Source organism: Actinoplanes sp. NPDC004185, assembly GCF_053603475.1.
Map to the genome: position 1 here is coordinate 108,824 of NZ_JBSGFR010000003.1, position 19,747 is coordinate 128,570.

The following is a 19,747-nucleotide window of genomic DNA, read 5'->3' on the forward strand; positions in this document are numbered from 1 at the left end:
CCATGACGAGGGCGCGCAGCCCGTACCCGTACTGGTTCTACCTGCCCGCGGCCGTGATCTACGGCCTGCTGTTCATCGTCCCGACCCTCACCGCGTTCTACTTCAGCCTGACCCGCTGGACCATCTTCGACTCGCAGTTCATCGGCCTGGACAACTACGTCACGTTCTTCCGCGAACCGGCCCTGGTCTCCGGCCTGACCCACACGCTGATCTACGCGGTGGTCACCTCCGCCGCCAAGGTGGTGCTGGGCATGCTGCTGGCGCTGCTGCTCACCTCCCGGATCGTCGGGCGCGGCTTCCTGCGCTCGGTGGTGTTCTTCCCGGTGCTGGTCAGCACGATCGGGGTGGGGCTGACCTTCACCGTGCTGATGAACCCGGACCAGGGCCTGATCAACGACGCGCTGGCGGTGGTCGGCATCGACGGGCCGGCCTGGCTGACCGATCCGAGCCACGCGCTGCTGTCGGTGGCCCTGGTCGACGTGTGGAAGGGCGTCGGGCTGGCCACGGTCATCTACATCGCGGGCATCGTGAGCATCCCCGGCGAGTACTTCGAGGCGGCCAAGGTCGACGGCGCGGGCGCCTGGGACAACTTCCGCCGCATCATCCTGCCGCTGGCCCGCCCGGCCACCGTCACGGTCATCCTGCTGTCGCTGATCGGCGGGCTGCGCTCGTTCGACCTGATCTGGGCCATGACCCGCGGCGGCCCCGGCTTCACCTCCGACGTCATCGCCTCGGTGATCTACAAGCAGTACCAGGCCGGCTTCTACGGCCTGTCCACCGCGGGCAACGTCGTGCTGTTCCTGGTCGTGACGGCGATCGTGTTCCCGCTGTCCCGGCTGCTCAACCGCAAGGAGGTCGACCTGTGAGCGCCGCGCCGGCTTCCGTACCGCGCCGTAAGCCACGCCCGAACTATCTGCTCAGCGCGGTCGCGATCCTGGCCTCGCTGGTGGTCTTCGTGGTGCCGTTCGTCTTCATCGTGCTGACCGCGGTGAAGGACCGGCGGCAGGCGGCGGAGTTCGACTTCTCCTGGCCCCAGCAGTTCCAGCTGGTGCAGAACCTCGCCGACGTGGTCCAGGCCCGCGACTACCTGCTGATCATCGCCTACATCAACAGCACCATCCTCACGGTGGCCAGCGTGACCATCATGGCGGTCACCTCGGCGATGGTCGCCTACGTGCTGCAACGCCGGCGCAGCCGGTGGAACGGCTTCGTCAACTTCCTGGTCCTGTCCGGCCTGATCATCCCCCCGGCGGTGGTGCCGACGATCTGGGTGCTGCAGCGCCTCGGGCTGTTCCGCACGATGCCCGGCCTGATCCTGGTCGAGGTGGCCTTCGGGCTGGCCTTCTGCGTGCTGCTGTTCCAGGCGTTCATCGCGACGATCCCCCGGGAACTGGACGAGGCGGCGGTGATCGACGGCGCGGGGCCGGTCCGGTTGTTCTTCCGGGTCATCTTCCCGCTGCTGCGCCCGGTGATCGTGACGGTGGTGCTGGTGCAGTCGGTCTTCGTCTACAACGACTTCGTGAACCCGTTGTACTTCCTGCCGGGCGAGCAGAACGCCACGGTCCAGCTGACGCTGTACAACTTCAACAGCCAGTTCAACACCCAGTACAACTTGCTGTTCATGGACATCCTGCTGATCACGATCCCGCCGTTGATCATGTTTCTGGCCTTCAACCGCCAGATCGTGGCCGGCATGACGGCCGGTGCGGTGAAAGGCTGACTCAGCGCCATGTCCGCGTCATGGCGACGAGGCGGGCGGCCACCGCGCCGGGATCGACCAGCTGGTGCAGGTGGCCGCCGGGAAGCTCGTCGACCGCCCAGCCGCGTTCCCGCGCGTCTCGCGCCATGAGGTCGTAGGGCGGCCCGAACAGCAGGTAGCCGCACGGCCGGTCGTCCCACCCGGCGGGCACGGGGATCCGCTGCTCGTAGTAGCTCAAGGGAAGCCGGGGCTGCTCGGCCGAGACCGCCACCCTCGTCTCCCGGTCGGGGAACAGGCGGGCCACGTCGTCCTCGTCCCACCAGGTCGTCCATGGCGGTAACCGGCCATCGGTCGCGACCCGGTCGCGCAGGTGTGCCAGGCGCTCGGGGGTCGCGGCGGGCGAGGGTCCGGTGCGGGCGGGCAGTCTCGCGTCGACGAACAGGCACCCGGCGACCGGGCGCCGGGCGGCCTGCACGATGACCGGAACGAGCAGCCCGGCGTTGCTGTGCGCGACCACCACGAACGGCAGGTTCGCGGGCAGTCGATCCACGGCGTCGTTGACCGCGTCCGCGACTTGCGGCCAGAACGGAGGGTCGTCAGGGTCGGTCACATCGATCAGGGAGGGGACTGCGGTCGCCGCGCCGGAGGCGGCCAGGTCGGCCGCCACCGGCGACCAGGTCCGCGGGCCCAGCAGCAGGCTGTGCACGAGGAGGTACGCGGGATCCACCGGTCCACCTTCGCAGAGAGCCGCCTGCTCGGGTGATCCGTGTGATCTGCGGAATCGCTGGGTAAGGCCGATGAGGTAGCTGAACAACGAGGGAATGTGAGGTGGATCGGCGTGGCTGCTACGAAGAGCGCCAAGAGTCCGACGAGCGGCAACGACACCCCCAACACCCCCGACGTGAGCGAGAGCGCAATCGCCCGCATGAAGGTCGGCGAACTACGCCGCGAACTGCAGAACCGCGGCATCAAGGACACCGCCGACCTGAAAAAACCCGAACTGGTCAAGAAGCTCATCAAGCTCGAGACCACCGCGACGAAGTCACGCCGATCGACCCCCGTCGCCACGACGAAGAAGTTGCGGGCGGCCACCGTGGACCGGTCCACAGCGAAGAAGCTGGCGTCCGTCGCGGAGGAGCTGCCCACGACGAAGAAGTTGCTCTTCGCGCAGACGGATCTGCCCGGCAGCGACGAGGTCCCGGCCTCTCTCGAGGTGAGCGAAAGCCGGGGCAGGGGGTCGCGTGGCAAGAAGAACAGCCGCACGCGGACGGGCGGGGCGACCGCTGTCATTCGGTGAAGCAATTGCAGGACATCGCACGGTGATCCGGCGCCGGCTCATCGCATGAGCCGGTGCCGGACACCGTGCAGGCGCTCATGGTAGGCGGCGGCGCTGTTGCGGCTGTGCGGGCCGCCGATAGGTTGGCTGAATGTCATCGATCCCGACGGAGCTGTTGCCGGATACTCGTCGTGCGCTGGTCCATCGGCTGGCCACCGGTCAGGTGCAGGGGCGGGCGCCTTCAGTCGTCGCCGCCGTGGTGCGTGACGGCCGACCGGTGTGGGTGGACGGCTGGGGAACGGTGGACGGCCGGGTGCCGGACGGTGACATCCAGTACCGGATCGGTTCGATCACCAAGACGTTCGTGGCGGTGCTGGTGCTGCGCCTGCGCGACGAGGGCCGGCTCGCGCTGACCGACCCGCTGACCGAATACCTGCCCGGCACAGTGGCGGGCGAGGCCACCGTCGGTGCCTTGCTGGCCCACACCGCCGGCCTGGTTGCCGAGGCGCCTGGTCCGTGGTGGGAACGAACCCCGGGGACGCTGCGCCCTGAGCTGCCCGACGTGCTGGGCAACGATCCGCAGGTGCATCCGGCCGGACAGCGCCATCACTACTCCAACCCCGGCTACGCCCTGCTCGGTGCGCTGGTAGAGCGTCTTCGCGGTCAGGCATGGGGCGAGGTCCTGCGGCGTGAGGTGCTGGAACCGCTCGGGATGACCCGCACCACGCTGCTGCCGGTCGAGCCGCACGCCACGGGCTAGGCGGTGCACCCCTGGGCTGATGTGCTGCAGGCGGAGCCCGCCGTGGACACCGGCCTGATGGCGCCCGCCGGGCAGCTGTGGTCGACCGCGACGGACCTGGCCCGGTTCGCCGCGTTCCTCATCGACGGCGACGAGCGGGTGCTGCATCCGGACACCGTCGCGCAGATGCGCGCCCCGGCGAGTCCGCCGGAGGCGACGGACTGGGACCACGGGTACGGGCTCGGCATGCAGCTGCTGCGCCGCGAAGGCCGGCTACTGGCCGGGCACACGGGCTCGATGCCGGGCTTCGTCGCCACCGTGTGGGTCAGCCCCGAAGAGTCCCTGGGCGCGGTCGTGCTGGGCAACGTGACCTCTGGCCTGGCCGTCGGTTCTCTCACCGCCGACCTGCTGCACACGGTGGCCGAGCGGGAGCCACGGATTCCGGCGCCGTGGCGTCCCCTGCCGTCGGTCGAGCCGCAGCTCCTGGAGATCGCCGGCCCGTGGTACTGGGGACCGGCCCCCCACGTGCTGCGCCCGCTGGCCGACGGCTTCCTGGAGCTGGGCCCACTGTCAGGAGGCGGACGCGGCACCCGGCTGCGCCCCACCGGCGACGGCAGCTGGGAGGGGCTCAGCGGCTACTTCGCCGGCGAGCGGCTACGGGTGCACCGCGATCCTTCGGGGGCAGTCAGCCACATCGATCTGGGCACCTTCATCTTCACCCGGCAGCCCTACCACCCCGAGGGGCCAGTGCCCGGCGGTGTCGACCCGGCCGGTTGGCGGGCCGGCTGACTATGGCCGAGACTCCAGCGACGCCCAGACCGCGGTGCGTTGTCACGGATGGACGCTCGGTACCCGGCCATGGCCCGCCACGATCTGGGGCGGGTACCTGTAGCCACGCGGTGGCGCTCGGAGAAGTCGGCATCACGCCTCGTCAGCGGCAGAACAACACGCCGCCGCACGCGGATGAGATCTGCCAGATCCAGGCTCCGTAAGCTCGGCGAGTATGAGATCACCTGTTCGTGGTGCCAACTGAACCTCTTCAACTCCGGCGGGATGCCGACGTTCGCCGGCGTGGTGGAGCCCACCCGCGCCGATGAGCTGGCTGACACGCTCCGCTCATTCGACGTCGACTATGAGATCGAGCGGTACGACGTCAAAGGCGAGCTCCTCCGAACGCTTCTGCCCTGAGCACGGCAACCAATTCGCCGCGGTTCAGCGCGCCCTCACGTACTGCCAAGCCGGGAGATGTTATGCAGCCGCTGAGCGCCTACCCCTCCGCATGGAAGTTGCGCCGGTCGCTTGGTCTACCACCTTCGCGGACTCTTCGCAGCAGGATGCCGTCGAGATCATCTGTGACCCGCTGGAGCAAAGGCACGCCCATGACACAGATCGTGTACTCCCAGGGATGCCCGAACGTGCCGTAGCTCAAGTCTTCGGCCAAGTGAATGTTGTAGTCACCGTCCGGCATCATGCTGGCCGGCCAGCTCGGCGCATGCTCGGCGGTGATGGCGTGGGGCCTGACTCGATAGCAGTCGTGATGCCAGTCAAGGATGAGAAGATTCTGCTCAGGCCGCGTGCACGCCCATAACCCGCCGTTGAGCACGTCGACCATGGCATCCAGCTTCAGATAGCCCGGATCGTCGTCCAAGGCTGCGAGGCTCCACGTGATGGAGGCGGCTGGTTCCTTGATGGCCGGCCAGGTACGGCGCTGCATGGCCTCCGTTCGGTGGCACAGAGCCACGTTTGACTCGGCCGAGTCGAGATTCTCGCAGCTCAGGGCGCTGTCACGGGCGCCACCATCCCCAGGTAGGCCAGCTTTTCGCCTAGATCGTCGGCGGTGCAAGGCTTCAGCAGGTACTCGTGCGCTCCGGCGGCTAGGGCTCGGACGATGCTGCCTGGTTCGCTTTCGCTGGTCACCATCATGCGCACCATCGCGGTCAGATCCTGTCGACGCCGGATGGACCGGAGGAACTCGAGGCCGTTCATCCGCGGCATGTGCCAGTCGATCAGGGCGAGGTCCGGAACGGTCGGAATCTGAGCGAGCAGGTCAAGGGCGTCCACGCCGTCCACGGCTTCGTAGACGTTGAAGCCAAACGGAAGCAGATACCCCCTCAGGATGGAACGGATGACTGCCGAATCGTCAATGATCAGCGCCAGCATGCAAAACTCCCGGGATACGGATCCGCCGGCATTTCGGTTGCGCCGGTTGTTGACCATCCACTACTACGGTGCCGCCGGAGCGCCGTCTTGCACACCTCCACCCCTCCTCGGCGCGTCTCCTCTACGATCCCGGTGTGATGACCAGGGGTCCTCGGCGAGTGTTTGCCCAGGTGGAAGTGCATCCAGGCCCGGATGCCGTCACACCGGATCATAGTGTGGGTACGGCTGGGATGCCGAGACATCCACTGCAACCGTACTGATGATGATCATCGCTCAATCCGTTCGTATCGCTGAAGGCCTCGGTCGCCACCAGAACTGAGCGCGACAGGGCCGGGCACCTCGCGGCAGACGAGCGCGGTCCAGCCAGACGAAGTGAGAGGCAGCGTCCGACAGGCGCTTCGGGTCACCCGCGCTGATCATCGGACCAACCGACTCTGCAAGATCATCCGTGTCCTGTCTTTGCAGTTGAACGAGGCCCCGACACTTTTTCAGCGGAGGTACAGCGTTCTGCTGCGGCCAGATGGTCCTGGCGTAGCGAAGAGCGCGATTGGCGTCAGGGCCGCGAATCGCGGCGATGTGCAGCGGGTCTCGGCCGGGTTGAGAGCGTCCGGGCCGCGCTGATCACATTCTCCCCCGGCATGCCGGCCGGCCCAGCCGTTCCTGCGTTGGCGTGCGGCGGGACGCAGACACGCTGCACCGCCTCCACATTGGTCGCCGCGACCGTGTCGAGGGATCAATCACCCCGGACATCGGCCATCCGCGCTCAGTAGGTGCCATACGTACGGCACTCCCCTCCAAGGGTCTGGAACTGGGTTCGGCAAGATTGCCGGCATGACATCGTCGCCGCAATGGCTCAGCCGTTACCGTGCCGGACAGCGGGAGCACGTCTGGCATGAGCTGCGCCAACGAGGGCGGACGGTCCGCCAGGAGCCTGACCTGGCGTTCGAGGCCCAGCAGGTCTGCGACGAGATGGCCCGTCGTGCCCGGCAGAACATCGAGGTCATCGTTGCGCGGTTGGTGAGCGAGGGTTACCGCTTCCACTCCAACGACGACAAACAGGCGCTGGTCGTGGCTCATGCCGCGCCTCCTGCGAGTGCGATCAAGCATGCGGACTGGCTTCACGATCGCTTCGGGGAGGTCCCGATGACCGTACTTTCCTGGGTACGACTCGTTGGGGATGTCTGGCTGGTCGGCACGCACCCCGAGTGGGCGGCGTCCGCCTCCGGCGATCCGTTCGTGATCGAGCTGGAGGGCTCACGGTATCCAGAGGCGCCGTCAATTCGTGGGTACTTCGATGATGAGTGGGATGCCTGGCGTGAGTCGGCATCAGAAGGCGACGATGCCGGCGTGTTCGTGCTTCCGGTCGCGCCGGACCGGTTACATAAGGAGAACGTCAGTGGTGGAGCACCCTACGGTTTTGTCCTACCCGATGGTTGCGTTGATGGCCTCTTCGTGGCAGAGACGGCGATGACATTCGTGTCATACCTGAACCACGTCTTCGGCCACGGCGGCTTCCCGTGCCCGACAGGATCGCCACATGAATGGCGCATCAAACGAGACCTCGCCGAAGATCTGCTCCCACTCTGACAAAGGTTAGGCAGGCAAAAAGGAATTCCACGTGCGCTCTCATCGGCACGAACGTGCGCCCAAGCCAGGCCGGCGCCGACCACGCCGCGTGACCGCTCTCGGTAGCCGGCGCGCGCATGCTCGGCGGCAGATGAGGACACCGGTAACACGATGCCTGACTCGACCAAGATGGGCGGCCCGTCCTGGTGGAGCCATAACGTTGCCTGAGCCTCACTGCGCCCGGGGTCTGCCCGGAACGGATATTTCTGGCAGACCCCGTACTGAGGACTTGAAGCCCATCCCAAGGCTAGACACGAATCTCAGAGACCGGCTTTCTTCACGCCGTACCTAGCCTGCGCCGCAGTAAAGCCCTCATATTCCAGCTGGTCGATGAGGCCCTGGCGGGAGAACGGCATGGTCTTCAGGTACTGCTTGGCCATCTTGGCGGCCTGGCCATTCCAGTTGGCACGCTGCTTGTCCACGCCGTAGGTGGCGATCTTGGTGCTAAAACCCTCGTACTCCAGTTGGTCGATGAGGCCTGTGCGCGAAAACGACATATGCTTTAGGTAGGACGCCGCCATGCGACGGGCGTTCTGCTGTGCGACCGACTCTTTGGCCGCGGAGTACGAGGCTGTGGCGACAGCGTGAGCGGCGACGGGCTGCGCCTGCGCCGGCGATGCGGCGCCGATGAGCCCCAAGGCGACGAATGCCGTCGAGATGGAGACGAAGATCTTCCTCATATCAGACTCCTCAAGGACTTCGGGCAGTGTGCACTGCCGTGCCCTATCGGAGGCCGTTGCACTGAGTTGAGCTTTGCCGAAGGGGTTATCCCTGAAACAGGCGGCGATCGCATCTACGCGGTGTGGCCGGAGACGGTCATTACCAATGCCTCTGCCAATGATGTGCTCGGGGGCAGGGGGGCTGACCGATGGCGTGGATACTGAATCGGTTGGTCGATCGGTGGAACAGGCACGCGTGGCGGCCCTGAACCGGGTGAACCACCCGGCGATCCGCGCATACGACGGGTCTAGGGAAGAACCCAGAACACGCCGCTCAGTGTCCCGGCGGTACTGTCCCGTGTGATGCGATGGACGCCCGTGTCCAGCGCTGGCAGGAGAACGACGAACTCGCCGGTGTTGCCGACGATCTCGTCCGGTCGGTCGTCGGTGGCGACAGTCGCCAGCGTGACCCACCGCGAGCCGACGAGCTTTTCGACCGGTACCCTTCCCCGCGTGCTCGGCGGGGCATCCTTGCCGCCGCGCACAGTGGCGTGGGCACGCAGGTCCGTGAGCTGCCCGGACCGGACCGTCGGCGACGTCACGAGGAACGCCGGGACCGTGGGCCGTACCTGGGGCGGCTTGTCGGCATCCGGTCGCACTTCCAGCAGGCCGTACATCGTGCCGTGCCCGATCCGGTACCACCCTGCCGGTAGGTTGCTGATTGTGAGCCACTCCAGCGGCCCGTAGCCGCCGCCCCGCGCCGTCAGGCCGATGGTACGGGTGGGCGGATTCGGATCTCCGGGGAGAATGGCGCCGCTGCCGCCCCAGAAGTCGAGGCTGGAAGCGAACCCGCCATAGAACTGCCAGGTGTGTCCGTCCCAGCGGTCGACGGTCCCGTTCACCCCGTACATGGCCTGGGTGGGCGTCGGGTTGGCAGCGATCAGCGCGACCTCTCCGCCGGCGGGCGGCACGACGGCCGGCGTCACGATCAGGTGGACGGCGTCGCGGTCGACTGATGGCGGCACCATGTCCGGTCTGGCGTTCCGGTTCCACGGCAGGGCGAAGCTGATGCCCGCGAGGGCCAGCACGGTAAGGCCCGCAGCCCCGGCGGCGAGCCTGCGGTTGTTGCGCCGGCGGGCGACGCGTTCGATCTCGTACGCAAAGGCGGGATCGAGGCGCGCCGCCGGGGCGATCTCCTTGAACGCGGCAGCGACCTGGCTCTCGAAATCCTCGACGCTCATCGTCCGTCCTCCATCCTGACCAGTAGATCGGTTGCTGAGCGGAGGCGGGCCAGCGCCTTAGACGCCTGGCTATTGACCGTGCCCACCGAGACGCCGAGCGCCTCGGCCACCTGGGTCTCGGTGAGGTCCTCGTAGTAGCGCAGGACCAGAATCGCCCGCTGCCGGGCCGGGAGCAGCTGAGCCAGTGCCTGCCGGAGGTCGGCATCCGCGTACGCGTCGGGGGCCGGCTGCCCGTCCGGGAGCACCTCGGTGGGTACCTCGGCCCGCCAGCGCCGACGCCACCAGGAGGCGTAGGTCGTGAACAGCGTCCGGCGCACGTACGCATCCGGGTCGCCGCCGGCGCAGACCCGGTCCCATCGCGGCCACGCCTTCACCATGGCCGTCTGCACGAGGTCCTCCGCCAGGTGCCAGTCCCGGTCAGCAGCCACGCGGTCTGCAGCAGCCGCGCCTGCCGTGCCGCCAGGTACTGCCCGAAGGTCGGTGCTTCGTCCACGCCACCTCCCGGTTCCACCCCGCGGAGCCACCTCCGCCAATGACAACACCACTTGGAGGGGCAAGACGGTTGCCAATCGGGGAAGTCCGCCGTGCGATAGCCTCGCGCCGACCGAGGTGGCCGTTGTGCCGCTCACCGATACCGGGTTCCCTGCGACTCGGACGACCTTGCGCGCGTACGAGTGCGCAGCGCCGCGGCGCCCGGACGTCGCGCCGCATACAGGCCGCGATCGATCCTCACAGCGAGTAGAAGCATGTCCGACGACGTGTTGGCAACACACAAGTCGGCTGCGAGCTTTCAGCTGGTCAAAGCCACGACCAGCCTGGCGATCTGATTCACGTCGACATCAAGAAACTCGGCAACATCCCCGACGGCGGCGGCCACAAGATGCTGGGCCGCGCCGTCGGGCAACGCCGCCGGGCAACGCCGCCGCTCAGCACACCGCGACCCCGCCCGGCCCCGCGCCCTGATCAACCGGCCCAACCTGGGATACCAATACCTGCACAACGCCGTGGACGACCACTCCCGGCTGGCCTACACCGAAATCCTGCCCGACGAGACCCGCGAAAGCGCCGCTGCGTTCTGGCGACGCGCCCACGCCTTCTTCCCCACCGCCGGCATCACCGTCCGGTGCGTGCTGACCGACAACGGCGCCTGCTACCGCTCACATCTGTGGCGCGACACCCTCGCCCAGGCCGGGATCACCCAAAAACGGACCCGGCCCTACGGCCCGCCAACCAACGGCAAGGTCGAACGCTTCAACCGGACCATGCTCGAGGAATGGCCCTACGCCGGCGTCTACCGCACCGAGACCGAACGCCGCCAAGCCCTGCCCGGCTGGATCCACTCCTACAATCACCACCGCGGACACACCGCACTCAACGGCCTGCCACCCGCCAGCCGCGTCCCCAACCTCCCGGGTCAGTACACCTAGTCGTCAGTGCTGAGCGCCCTCCGGCGCGCCTCGCGCCTTGCCATTACTCAGGTGGGGGCCGGTCCGACCGATCCAAACGGCGAATCCCAGCGCCGAGAGGTTCTCCCTACATGTCTCAGCCCTCGCTTCATGCTCCATACCCGCCGTTTGCTCCGCAGCCGGCCACGAGCCGACTCCCCCTTTGGTCGCTCAGCCTCGGCATCGCCGCGCTCCTGCTGTCCTGGGTGCCGCTTCTCGGTCTGCTTCTAGGACTGGCGGCCATCGTTCTCAGCGCGTTCACGCTGGCCAAGCCGGTCAACAAGATCAAGCCAATCCTCGGGCTGATGCTCGGGGTCGTCGCCCTCATTGTGAACGTCATCGTGCTGGCAGCTGCGGGTTTCGCAAGCGAGAACCACGCGGACGCTGCAGTTTCCGTGTCCGCGACCACGGCCACTGCCACGGAGCCGACCCTCGAAGCCATCGCGGGGCCGACCACGACGACCCCGACCGTGGCGGCCACCACCAGAACGCCGCCGACCGTCAAGCCGCCCACCAAGGCGCCGACCAAGGCACCCACCTCCACCAAGGCCGCTCCCACCCGAAGGGTGTCGCTGGAGGAAGACAACGCCATCCGGTCGGCCCAGAGCTACCTGCGGTTCAGCGCGTTCTCCCGCAAGGGACTCATCGAGCAGCTGTCCTCGGATGCCGGTGAGGGGTACCCGCTGAAGACAGCGACCCGCGCGGTGGACTCGTTGCACGTCAACTGGAAAGAGCAGGCCTACAAGAGCGCCAAAAGCTACCTGAAGATGTCGGGGTTCTCGAGGAAGGGTCTGATCGAGCAGCTCGAGTCGGATGCCGGCGAGGGTTTCACACATTCGCAGGCCGTCTACGGGGTCGAGAAGGCAGGGCTCTGACCCGACCGCTCGGCGGCGGCGCCGGACAGAGGAAACGCGGGTGCTTCCCTCCTCCTCGCGAGAGAGCATCAGGTGAATGAGCCGGACGTGCCGGTCTTGGATGTCCTTTCCGCGTCGCGGTCGTGATCCGTCACCCATCACGGGTGGACTCTCGACGGCGCGGACGCGGCGCCGACAGGGACACGTTCGGGTGAAACTGGCACGGGCGAGATGGGGCGGCGATGTCGTGCCACGCACGGCCAGCGCTACGGGGTCAACCACGAACGCCTGCATGCAAAAGTGATCGTCGTGGGCAGGACGGCGATCCCGAATGGATCGCTGAGGCCAAGAAGCTGGTCCCCAAGCAACGCGTCACTCCAGCATGGTCTGAGAAGAACTCGGGCGAGCTCCAGCCGTTCCGGCTGTGGCTCGGCTGGTACAACCTCATGGAAGACTGGACTGCCCCTGACACGGCGGCCTACGAAGAGGCAGTTTCTGAGGTGCCCGTGGCGTTCCGGCCCAGCGCCCGGTACACGCCGATCGGCATGGTCGAGGATCCGGCTGACGACGGCCGGCTCTCGACGGGCGACAGAGTGATTATGCTGGGTCTCCGCGACGCACGGTTGGCGGACTTCAGAAGCATTCGCGCCGTCCCCGGCAACCGTAATCGTCGCTTCATGGCCCTATACCGCCGCGACCACCAACTGCCTCGCGTTACAAACGCCGCTGTCGGCAAAGCCTCGCTCACCTGGGCAAGGACCTGCCACCGGACGAAGGGGACTCTGGTCGATGGTTGACCGATCCACAGGAGCGCAGCGCCGTTCTCGCGCTCTGGGGACTTCAAGATCCCGGACAGCCTCGACGAAACCACGTAGACGGCCTGGTCACGACTGACCCGGCGCCCATGGTCCCTGGTTGGGCATGATAACCGCCTGTGCGGGCCTCGCAGCGATGCGCCGGAGACCCGATCGCCTCACGAAAGTCGGAGGGGGTTTCCGGCTGCGGACAATCTACCGACATCGAGGCCGAGGCTTGGCTCAGGTGAACGTTCTAGCCGCAGGCCGGTCCGACCGCGGAAGGGAGAAAAACACTGTCGGCGGCATGAGAGCGCGCTGGTGGTAACCGGCCAGTGCCGCGCTGTCACGCGACCACACCGCCGTGTTCCGATGGGAGAACACCGTCAAAACGAATGACCGACCCTGCATGGTGATCAATCGCAGCTGGGATGGCCGATCAGCGACAGCCTCCGAGCTCCGGATGTCACTGAGAGCAAACCGCCGGGTGCGCCCGAACCGGCTAACGGCGTGAACGTTACCGCCTCATCAGTCAGAGCCAGCGTCCCGCCCAGCATGGAGAACCGCCCTGCAATCGACCTCCCCGAAGACAACCGAATGCTCGCCACCCACTCGACATCAGCGCTAAATGCGTGCCCTCAGACAATCGACAGTCGCCTAGGTATACCCGTTCGGCGGGGTTCGTACTCGAAGGCAGTGCCCTCGTGTCGGCGCACGGGATGAACTCAGGGATCCGCCTGTCAGGCGAGCAGATGGGGATGCTCTTCCAGGCCGGTGTGGCGGCGCACGGCGGCCAACAAGGTTTCGATGTCGTGGCGAGCTGTTGCCGCGTGGTCGTGGATCATGGCGAAGGTCGATGCCGGTCGCCGGATCGTGGCTCGTAATGTGTCTTTGCTCCGGCGTACGTCGATGCCGGTGTTGATGGCGGCGAAGTCATAGCTGATCTGCAGGACCGTGCGGTCCGCGGCCGACCACCAGCTCTGCCACGATGGCCCGGCCAACTGCTCCAGCAGCGTGTGCAGGGTCTGGGCGTACACCTGCGGTATCTCATTCATCGGGCCACCGCCGAGGACTTCGATGCGGGGTCCGAGGTCGGCCGGCGTCCGTACCGTGACAGCCGGTGTGTCGCTCGCCGCCGCCACGTCGGCGTACGTCGGTGCGGGTGGTTCCATGGCCGCACCGAAGGATGTGGGATCGGTCAGGTCGACGGTGATCGGTTGGTGGTCACTACCGCTGACCGTTCCTGTCGCTCCGATGGACACGCCGTCGTCGGGAAGGAACTGCACACGTGTCTTACTGCGCCACCGCACTGTGCGGGCATGCCTGACGAGAGCCGAGTGGTATCCCCACGTCGCTACGACCGGTGAGGCGCACACCGGTGCACCGTTGTCACGGCGGTGGACGTGCACGATGACGCGACCGTAACCGTCGTCGCCGAGCACATACCGTGGCTGGGCGACGTACCGGCGATCGGGACTTGTCTTCGGTGGTCCGTTCCACCGATATCGCAGCCCGGCGGCCAGCGCGTGGGCGCGGGCCGCCGTCAGCGCGGCCTCGTCCCAGCCCCGCGCCTGTCCCAGCCGCATCGCGGCGGCGTGGATCACGTTCAGGGCGAGCAGGGCCCGGGCCGGCGGTGTCAACGTGGCGATCCCGGGGGGCAAGGACACCGTCGCACCTTCGAAGCCCTCGGTCGTCTCCGGGTGCACCATGACCAGGACGTCGTCACGGCTGTTGTCGTGATGGCAGAACAGCCGAAGTTCGGAATGGCGCGTCGGGATCCGCGCCTCGCGTACCGCCTCGCTGTACAGCTCGAAGACGCTGTTGGAGCTGCGGGCGAAGGCGTCCTCGTCGGGATGGTCCAGCCACGGGCGGTCAGGGTAACCCATCGCCGGCCAGAGCCAGACGTGTCGCAGCGTCGGCACAGCGCCTCCTCCACCGCATCGAGGTCGCGCGTCACGACGCGTCGCCTACCGCAAGTCGGCTCTCCTGAGCGAACAGGGAGTTACCGGAACCGGCCCGGAGAAGCCATTGTCGCTGGTGCAGCATCTGCCTGCGCGCATGATCGGCGGCTACTTACGGTGGAGCCGCGGCTGCTACCGGCCGACGAGCCGACCGGCAACCTGGACTCCCGGACCGGCCGGCAGATCATCGACCTTCTCGTCCGGCTGCGCGCCGAGTGCGGCACGCACCGCATCATGCGCCTGACCGACGGTGCCGTGACCGAGGACCTGGACCTGCGCGACGGCGAGTCCGAGCAGGAGGCCCTGGCCCGGGTGACGACCCTGCGCCCGTGACAGCCCCTCCCAGCGGTTGACCAGCCCACCCGGCCGCACTAGCGTTTCGAGCACGTTTCGCCGGCGAACATCTGTTCGCATGCCGAACACTCCCGCGGAGGTGGCCCGTGACCCAGACCAGAAGCCTGCTCATCGGTGGCGACGAGGTCGCCGCGGCGGACGGGCGTACCACCGAGGATCTCAACCCGCACACCGGCGGCATCGTCGCCCGGATCGCCGCGGCCGGGCCGGCCGACGTCACCCGGGCCGTCGACGCCGCCGATGCCGCCTTCGCCGGCTGGTCCACCACCGCCCCCACCGAGCGGCGGCGGATTCTCACCCGCGCCGGTGACCTGCTGGAGGAACGCGCCACCGAGGCCGCCGCGCTGATGGCCACCGAGACCGGCGGCACGCTGGGCTGGTCGTTGTTCAACGTCGGGCTGGCCGCGAGCATGTTCCGCGAGGCCGGCGCCCTGACCACCCTGCCGGTCGGTGAGGTGCTGGCCGGCGCGGACCCGACGGCGCTGTCGCTGGCCATCCGGCAACCGGCCGGGGTGGTCGCCGCGTTCGCGCCGTGGAACGCCCCGCTGATCCTGGGGGCCCGCGCCGTCGCCGCGCCGCTGGCCGTCGGGAACACCGTCGTGGTCAAGGCCAGTGAGGACGCGCCGCTGGCCTGCGCGCTGTTCCTGGCCGACATCCTGCGGGACGCCGGGCTGCCGGCGGGTGCGCTCAACGTGCTGACCAACGACCGGGCCGACGCGGCGGTCGTCGCCGAGACGCTCATCGGGGACCGGCGGGTGCGCCGGGTCAACTTCACCGGTTCCACCGGCGTCGGCCGGCGCATCGGTGAGCTCGCCGCGCGGCATCTCACCCCGGCGGTGCTCGAGCTGGGCGGCAAGAACTCGGTGCTGGTGCTCGACGACGCCGACCTGGAGTACGCGGTGAACGCCGTCGCGTTCGGGGCGTACCTGAACTCCGGGCAGATCTGCATGTCCGCGGACCGGGTGATCGTGCACCGGTCCCTGGCCGACGAGTTCGCCGCCCGGCTGGCCGAGAAGGCCAAGGGCCTGCCCGCCGGGGACCCCACCGACCCGCACACGGTGATCGGTCCGCTGATCAACGCGGGCGCGGCCGAGCGGGTCGCCGGCCTGGTCGATCAGGCGGTCGCCGGCGGCGCCCGGGTGCTCAGCGGCGGCGGTACGCCGGACGGCGCGCACTACCCGGCGACGGTCCTCGCGGGCGTGACGCCCGACATGCGCATCCACACCGAGGAGATCTTCGGGCCGGTGGCGACCGTGCTGACCGTGGCCGACGAGGAGCAGGCGATCGCGGTCGCCAACGACAGCCCGTACGGGCTCACCGCCGGGGTGCTGACCCAGGACGTCAACCGCGGTTTCGCCGTCGCCCGGCGGCTGCGCACCGGCATCGCCCACGTCAACGACCAGTCCGTGGACGACGACCCGACCGCGCCGTTCGGCGGGATGGGTGACTCCGGCTACGGGCGCTTCGGCGGCCGGGCCGGCGCCGAGGCGTTCACCGATCTGCGTTGGATAACTCTCCAGCAGCGCCCGAAGCAGTACCCGTTTTAGCCGCCTGGATCTGGGAGTAGACGCGGGTCCGCAGGGTGACGAAACGCGGATCGGCCCGGGTGTGCAGCTGGTCGCGTTCGGCGGGCAGGTCGACGGTCAGCTCGTCCTGCACGACCGTCGGGGACGCCGACAGCATCAGCACGCGCTGACCCAGGTAGACCGCCTCGTCGATGTCGTGCGTGACGAACAGGATCGTCATGCCGAGCCGCTGCCACAGCGAGCGGACGAGGTCCTCCAGATCGGCCCGGGTCTGCGCGTCGACCGCGGCGAACGGCTCGTCCATCAGCAGGATCGACGGTTCGTAGGCCACGGCCCGGGCGATCGCGACCCGCTGCTGCATCCCGCCGGACAACTGCCACGGGTACGCGGACTCGGTACCGTCCAGGCCGACCGCGGTCAGGGCCTCGGCGACCAGTTGCCGGCGGCGGGCCTTGGGGACCTTCTTCTGCCGCAGGGGCAGGTCGACGTTGTCGCGCACCGTCATCCACGGGAACAGGCTGCGGCCGTACTCCTGGAAGACGATCGCCAGGCCGCTCCGGTCGCCCACCGTGACCTCCCCGGAGGTCGGGTCGAGCAGCCCGGCGATGCAGCGCAGCAGCGTGGTCTTGCCGCAGCCGGACGGGCCGACCAGGCAGACCAGCTCGCCGGCGGCGACGGTGAACGTCAGGTCGCGCAGCGCCTCCACCTCGCGGCTGCCGGACCGGTAGACCTTGCGCAGGCCCTTGACCTCGAGCATCGTCGTCTCCTTCGTCACGAGCGCCGCTGGGCGTCGCGCAGGCCGTGGTACCAGGCCAGCGCGCGGCGCTCGGCCAGGCGGAACAGCTCGGACAGGCCGAAGCCGAGCAGCCCGAGCAGGATGATGCCGCTCCACATCTCCGGGATGGCGAAGCTGCGCTGGAACTGCACGATGGTGAAGCCCAGGCCGTTGCTGGCCGCGAACATCTCGCTGATCACCATGAGGATGATCGCGATGGACAGCGCCTGCCGCAGGCCGGCGACGATCTGCGGGGACGCGGCAGGCAGCAGCAGGTGACGCAGCCGGGCCGCGCCGGTGATCCCGTACGCGCGGCTGGTGTCGGACAGCACGCCGTCGGTGGCGCGGACGCCCTCGACGGTGTTGAGCAGCACCGGCCAGACGCACCCGGAGACGATCACGATGACCTTCATGCCGGTGCCGATGCCGGCGAACAGCATGATGACCGGGACCAGCACCGGCGGCGGCACGGCCCGGAAGAACTCGAGCACCGGCTCGGCGGCCGCGCGCAGCCGTGGGTTGGCGCCGATCGCGACACCGGCCGCGATCCCGATCAGCGCGGCCAGCAGGTAACCGGCGCCGAGGCGGGCCAGGCTGGGCAGCACGTCGGCGCGCAGCCGCTCGGGGGTCCAGGTGTCGGCGAACGCGGCGAGGATCCGGCTCAGCGGGGGCGCGTAGAAGTTCTCGCTGTTCGCGCTGGCCGCGTACCAGGTCAGGAAGAGCACGACCGGCAGGCCGAGCACCAGCAGCAGGCGTCTGATCATGAGGGGGTCTCCCCGCGGACGGACTGGTGCCAGGCGAGGAAGTGACGTTCGGCGTAACGGGCGGCCAGGTTGATGGCCACGCCGAGCAGGCCGGTGACGACGATGAGGGCGTACATGGTGGGGATCGCGTTCGAGGTCTGGGCCACCGCGATGACCGCGCCGAGGCCGGGGGCGCCGATGACCAGTTCGGTGGTGACCGCCAGCACCAGCGCGACCGAGGCGGCGAGGCGGATGCCGGTGAAGACGTACGGCAGCGCGGTCGGCCAGAGCACGTAGCGGATCCGGGCCCAGGGGCCGAAGCGGAAGCTGCGGGCGGTCTCGTCGGCGACCGGGTCGACGTCGGCGACGCCGTACAGGACCTGGACCAGCACCTGCCAGAAGGCCGCGTAGACCACCAGGAGCAGGGTCGAGCCCAGGTCCGCGCCGTAGAGCAGGACCGCGAGGGGGATCAGCGCGACCGACGGGATGGGCCGCAGGAACTCCACCGTCGAGGCCGTGACCGCGCGCAGCACGGGCACCGCACCGATCAGCACGCCCGCGGCCACTCCGGCCACGACCGCGATGGCCAGGCCGATCGCCCACGCGGTGAGGGTGTCCCGGACGGCCACCCAGAACGCGCCGGTGACCGCCTCGTCGGCCAGCGCGGCCAGGATCCGGCTGGTCGGTGGCAGGTAGCCGGCCGACACGATCCCGGCGCGGGGCAGCAGCTCAACCAGCACGAGCAGCCCGGCCAGACCGGAGACGCCGAGCAGCGCCCGGCCTCCCGGCACCGTCCGCGGCGCCGCCGCCCCCACCGCCGTCACGGGAGAATCTTGGCCAGGTCGGGCGTCGCGCCACCGAAGATGCCGTCCTGGGCGCCGAGCTTGCTCAGCGTCTCGACCGACGGCTTGTTGATCTCGGTGGGCCACTTCGGCAGGGTCAGCGCCTCGCGGGCCTTCGGGTCGATCTTGGTGTACGAGCCGAGGATCTCGCGGACCTCGTCCGGGTGCGCGTCGGCGTAGGCCAGCGACTCGTTCATCGCCTCGGTGAACCGCTTGACCAGGTCCGGGTCGTCGGCGATGAGCTTGCTGGAGGCGAAGTACGCCGCCACGGTCAGATTCGGCGCCGCGTCGACGTAGTTCCACGCGACCACCCGGCCACCGGCGGCGGTGACGGCCGACAGCGACGGCTCCACCACCCAGGCCGCGTCGACCTGGCCGTTCTCCACCGCGGCCGGCATGTTGGCGAACGGCATCTCGACGAAGCTGATCCCGCTGGGGTCGCCGCCGGCCTTGCGCACCGACTCGCGCACGGTGGTGTCACCGATGTTCTTCAGCGTGTTGACCGCGATCTTCTTGCCGGCCAGGTCGGCGGGCTTGGTGATCGGGCTGTTCTTGCGTACTGCGACGCCGCCGAAGTCCTTGCCCGCCGTACCGGTGGAGGCCACGCCGTTGGCGACCACCTTGACCGGCACGTTCTTGGTCTGGGCGATGAGCAGCGAGGTGATGTTGCTGAAGCCGAACTGGAACTGGCCGCTGACCACGCCGGGCACGATCGCCGCGCCGCCCTGCCCGCTCTCCATGGTCAGCTCGATCTTCCGATTCTTGAATAATCCCTGTTTCTGCCCCAGGTAGATGGGCGCGACGTCGACGATCGGGATGATCCCGACCTTGACCTGCGCGACCCCGCCGTCGGTGGTGGCCGGACCCGAGCCGCCGGAGGATCCGCAGCCCGCCCCGGCTCCGACGAGGGCGAGCACGGCCATCCCCGTGATGAACCGACGCATTCTTCAGACCTCCAGTGGGTTGTCCTTGTGCGCACACCGCACGTACGTTCTTATGAAGAACGTATGGTGTGGTCTGCCTCACGTCAACGATCACCATCGATTAATGGGA

General features: G+C 68.3%; 21 protein-coding genes and 2 pseudogenes. 12 read left to right on the plus strand and 11 right to left on the minus strand.

Annotated elements, in window-relative coordinates:
- Window positions 1–2: 2 nt before the first annotated feature.
- Together ACWEOZ_RS04475 and ACWEOZ_RS04480 are read left to right on the plus strand one after the other, a co-directional pair.
- Complete coding sequence (locus tag ACWEOZ_RS04475; RefSeq protein ID WP_451909358.1) at window positions 3–866, plus strand: carbohydrate ABC transporter permease; 864 nt, start codon at window positions 3–5, stop codon at window positions 864–866.
- Window positions 863–1,720, plus strand: coding sequence for a carbohydrate ABC transporter permease (locus ACWEOZ_RS04480; RefSeq protein ID WP_451909359.1), 858 nt, complete (start codon window positions 863–865; stop codon window positions 1,718–1,720). The genes ACWEOZ_RS04475 and ACWEOZ_RS04480 overlap by 4 nt, the downstream gene beginning before the upstream one ends.
- Window position 1,721: 1 nt before the next feature.
- Here the strand turns inward: ACWEOZ_RS04480 and ACWEOZ_RS04485 are convergent, their stop codons facing one another.
- Complete coding sequence (locus ACWEOZ_RS04485; RefSeq protein ID WP_451909360.1) at window positions 1,722–2,426, minus strand: alpha/beta hydrolase; 705 nt, start codon at window positions 2,424–2,426, stop codon at window positions 1,722–1,724.
- 96 nt (window positions 2,427–2,522) lie between these two features.
- Here ACWEOZ_RS04485 and ACWEOZ_RS04490 point away from each other — a divergent pair, with 96 nt between their 5' ends.
- The 4 genes and pseudogenes from ACWEOZ_RS04490 (at window position 2,523) to ACWEOZ_RS04505 (ending at window position 4,902) form a co-directional block, all read left to right on the plus strand.
- On the plus strand, window positions 2,523–2,996 hold the full coding sequence (locus tag ACWEOZ_RS04490; protein ID WP_451909361.1) for a hypothetical protein: 474 nt from the start codon (window positions 2,523–2,525) through the stop codon (window positions 2,994–2,996).
- 130 nt (window positions 2,997–3,126) lie between these two features.
- A pseudogene (locus tag ACWEOZ_RS04495) lies at window positions 3,127–4,089 on the plus strand (serine hydrolase domain-containing protein); the annotation flags it as partial.
- 42 nt (window positions 4,090–4,131) lie between these two features.
- A complete protein-coding gene (locus ACWEOZ_RS04500; protein WP_451909514.1) occupies window positions 4,132–4,503 on the plus strand; it encodes a DUF7586 domain-containing protein in 372 nt (123 codons plus the stop codon).
- Window positions 4,504–4,551: 48 nt separating this feature from the next.
- Complete coding sequence (locus ACWEOZ_RS04505; RefSeq protein WP_451909362.1) at window positions 4,552–4,902, plus strand: hypothetical protein; 351 nt, start codon at window positions 4,552–4,554, stop codon at window positions 4,900–4,902.
- Between the two features lie 79 nt (window positions 4,903–4,981).
- Here ACWEOZ_RS04505 and ACWEOZ_RS04510 read toward each other — a convergent pair whose 3' ends face one another.
- Both ACWEOZ_RS04510 and ACWEOZ_RS04515 read right to left on the minus strand, forming a co-directional pair.
- The gene (locus ACWEOZ_RS04510) at window positions 4,982–5,428 is read right to left on the minus strand and encodes a DUF2716 domain-containing protein (RefSeq protein WP_451909363.1); all 447 of its coding nucleotides are present in this window, start codon (window positions 5,426–5,428) and stop codon (window positions 4,982–4,984) included.
- A gap of 59 nt (window positions 5,429–5,487) precedes the next feature.
- On the minus strand, window positions 5,488–5,874 hold the full coding sequence (locus ACWEOZ_RS04515) for a response regulator (RefSeq protein ID WP_451909364.1): 387 nt from the start codon (window positions 5,872–5,874) through the stop codon (window positions 5,488–5,490).
- Between the two features lie 831 nt (window positions 5,875–6,705).
- On the opposite strand from ACWEOZ_RS04515, the gene ACWEOZ_RS04520 reads away from it, so the two are divergent.
- Window positions 6,706–7,461 carry a hypothetical protein gene (locus tag ACWEOZ_RS04520; RefSeq protein WP_451909365.1) on the plus strand — a complete coding sequence of 252 codons (756 nt, stop codon included), beginning with the start codon at window positions 6,706–6,708 and terminating at the stop codon, window positions 7,459–7,461.
- 299 nt (window positions 7,462–7,760) lie between these two features.
- Here the strand turns inward: ACWEOZ_RS04520 and ACWEOZ_RS04525 are convergent, their stop codons facing one another.
- The 3 genes from ACWEOZ_RS04525 to ACWEOZ_RS04535 all read right to left on the minus strand — a co-directional run bounded on the left by ACWEOZ_RS04525 (window position 7,761) and on the right by ACWEOZ_RS04535 (window position 9,828).
- Window positions 7,761–8,180, minus strand: coding sequence for an Ltp family lipoprotein (locus ACWEOZ_RS04525; protein WP_451909366.1), 420 nt, complete (start codon window positions 8,178–8,180; stop codon window positions 7,761–7,763).
- Window positions 8,181–8,467: 287 nt separating this feature from the next.
- Window positions 8,468–9,400 carry a hypothetical protein gene (locus ACWEOZ_RS04530; protein ID WP_451909367.1) on the minus strand — a complete coding sequence of 311 codons (933 nt, stop codon included), beginning with the start codon at window positions 9,398–9,400 and terminating at the stop codon, window positions 8,468–8,470.
- Window positions 9,397–9,828, minus strand: coding sequence for a SigE family RNA polymerase sigma factor (locus tag ACWEOZ_RS04535; protein WP_451909368.1), 432 nt, complete (start codon window positions 9,826–9,828; stop codon window positions 9,397–9,399). Before ACWEOZ_RS04535 ends, ACWEOZ_RS04530 begins: the two co-directional genes overlap by 4 nt.
- A gap of 377 nt (window positions 9,829–10,205) precedes the next feature.
- On the opposite strand from ACWEOZ_RS04535, the pseudogene ACWEOZ_RS04540 reads away from it, so the two are divergent.
- The 3 genes and pseudogenes from ACWEOZ_RS04540 to ACWEOZ_RS04550 all read left to right on the plus strand — a co-directional run.
- Window positions 10,206–10,827: pseudogene (locus tag ACWEOZ_RS04540) on the plus strand (integrase core domain-containing protein); the annotation flags it as partial.
- A gap of 110 nt (window positions 10,828–10,937) precedes the next feature.
- On the plus strand, window positions 10,938–11,720 hold the full coding sequence (locus ACWEOZ_RS04545; RefSeq protein ID WP_451909369.1) for an Ltp family lipoprotein: 783 nt from the start codon (window positions 10,938–10,940) through the stop codon (window positions 11,718–11,720).
- A gap of 221 nt (window positions 11,721–11,941) precedes the next feature.
- Entirely contained in the window at window positions 11,942–12,496 is a 555-nt protein-coding gene (locus tag ACWEOZ_RS04550; protein WP_451909370.1) for a hypothetical protein, read from the plus strand.
- A 737-nt stretch (window positions 12,497–13,233) separates the two neighbouring features.
- Here the strand turns inward: ACWEOZ_RS04550 and ACWEOZ_RS04555 are convergent.
- A complete protein-coding gene (locus tag ACWEOZ_RS04555) occupies window positions 13,234–14,415 on the minus strand; it encodes a hypothetical protein (protein WP_451909371.1) in 1,182 nt (393 codons plus the stop codon).
- 156 nt (window positions 14,416–14,571) lie between these two features.
- On the opposite strand from ACWEOZ_RS04555, the gene ACWEOZ_RS04560 reads away from it, so the two are divergent.
- Both ACWEOZ_RS04560 and ACWEOZ_RS04565 read left to right on the plus strand, forming a co-directional pair.
- Window positions 14,572–14,787, plus strand: coding sequence for a hypothetical protein (locus ACWEOZ_RS04560; protein ID WP_451909372.1), 216 nt, complete (start codon window positions 14,572–14,574; stop codon window positions 14,785–14,787).
- A gap of 107 nt (window positions 14,788–14,894) precedes the next feature.
- Window positions 14,895–16,355: an aldehyde dehydrogenase family protein gene (locus ACWEOZ_RS04565; RefSeq protein WP_451909373.1), complete on the plus strand. Its 1,461-nt coding sequence runs from the start codon at window positions 14,895–14,897 to the stop codon at window positions 16,353–16,355.
- Here the strand turns inward: ACWEOZ_RS04565 and ACWEOZ_RS04570 are convergent.
- The 4 genes from ACWEOZ_RS04570 to ACWEOZ_RS04585 are packed head-to-tail and all read right to left on the minus strand — an operon-like array spanning window position 16,300 to window position 19,638.
- Complete coding sequence (locus ACWEOZ_RS04570; protein ID WP_451909374.1) at window positions 16,300–17,091, minus strand: ABC transporter ATP-binding protein; 792 nt, start codon at window positions 17,089–17,091, stop codon at window positions 16,300–16,302. The genes ACWEOZ_RS04565 and ACWEOZ_RS04570 overlap by 56 nt on opposite strands.
- Before the next feature lie 14 nt (window positions 17,092–17,105).
- Window positions 17,106–17,873 carry an ABC transporter permease gene (locus ACWEOZ_RS04575; protein ID WP_451909375.1) on the minus strand — a complete coding sequence of 256 codons (768 nt, stop codon included), beginning with the start codon at window positions 17,871–17,873 and terminating at the stop codon, window positions 17,106–17,108.
- On the minus strand, window positions 17,870–18,676 hold the full coding sequence (locus tag ACWEOZ_RS04580; protein ID WP_451909376.1) for an ABC transporter permease: 807 nt from the start codon (window positions 18,674–18,676) through the stop codon (window positions 17,870–17,872). Before ACWEOZ_RS04580 ends, ACWEOZ_RS04575 begins: the two co-directional genes overlap by 4 nt.
- Complete coding sequence (locus ACWEOZ_RS04585) at window positions 18,673–19,638, minus strand: ABC transporter substrate-binding protein (RefSeq protein ID WP_451909377.1); 966 nt, start codon at window positions 19,636–19,638, stop codon at window positions 18,673–18,675. Before ACWEOZ_RS04585 ends, ACWEOZ_RS04580 begins: the two co-directional genes overlap by 4 nt.
- Window positions 19,639–19,747 lie beyond the last annotated feature (109 nt).

Coding starts and splice junctions, on each gene's coding strand:
- ACWEOZ_RS04475 (WP_451909358.1), top strand. CDS start 3: ATGACGAGGGCGCGCAGCCCGTACCCGTACTGGTTCTACCTGCCCGCG.
- ACWEOZ_RS04505 (WP_451909362.1), top strand. CDS start 4,552: ATGGACGCTCGGTACCCGGCCATGGCCCGCCACGATCTGGGGCGGGTA.
- ACWEOZ_RS04510 (WP_451909363.1), bottom strand. CDS start 5,428: ATGCAGCGCCGTACCTGGCCGGCCATCAAGGAACCAGCCGCCTCCATC.
- ACWEOZ_RS04515 (WP_451909364.1), bottom strand. CDS start 5,874: ATGCTGGCGCTGATCATTGACGATTCGGCAGTCATCCGTTCCATCCTG.
- ACWEOZ_RS04520 (WP_451909365.1), top strand. CDS start 6,706: ATGACATCGTCGCCGCAATGGCTCAGCCGTTACCGTGCCGGACAGCGG.
- ACWEOZ_RS04525 (WP_451909366.1), bottom strand. CDS start 8,180: ATGAGGAAGATCTTCGTCTCCATCTCGACGGCATTCGTCGCCTTGGGG.
- ACWEOZ_RS04530 (WP_451909367.1), bottom strand. CDS start 9,400: ATGAGCGTCGAGGATTTCGAGAGCCAGGTCGCTGCCGCGTTCAAGGAG.
- ACWEOZ_RS04545 (WP_451909369.1), top strand. CDS start 10,938: ATGTCTCAGCCCTCGCTTCATGCTCCATACCCGCCGTTTGCTCCGCAG.
- ACWEOZ_RS04550 (WP_451909370.1), top strand. CDS start 11,942: ATGTCGTGCCACGCACGGCCAGCGCTACGGGGTCAACCACGAACGCCT.
- ACWEOZ_RS04570 (WP_451909374.1), bottom strand. CDS start 17,091: ATGCTCGAGGTCAAGGGCCTGCGCAAGGTCTACCGGTCCGGCAGCCGC.
- ACWEOZ_RS04575 (WP_451909375.1), bottom strand. CDS start 17,873: ATGATCAGACGCCTGCTGCTGGTGCTCGGCCTGCCGGTCGTGCTCTTC.
- ACWEOZ_RS04585 (WP_451909377.1), bottom strand. CDS start 19,638: ATGCGTCGGTTCATCACGGGGATGGCCGTGCTCGCCCTCGTCGGAGCC.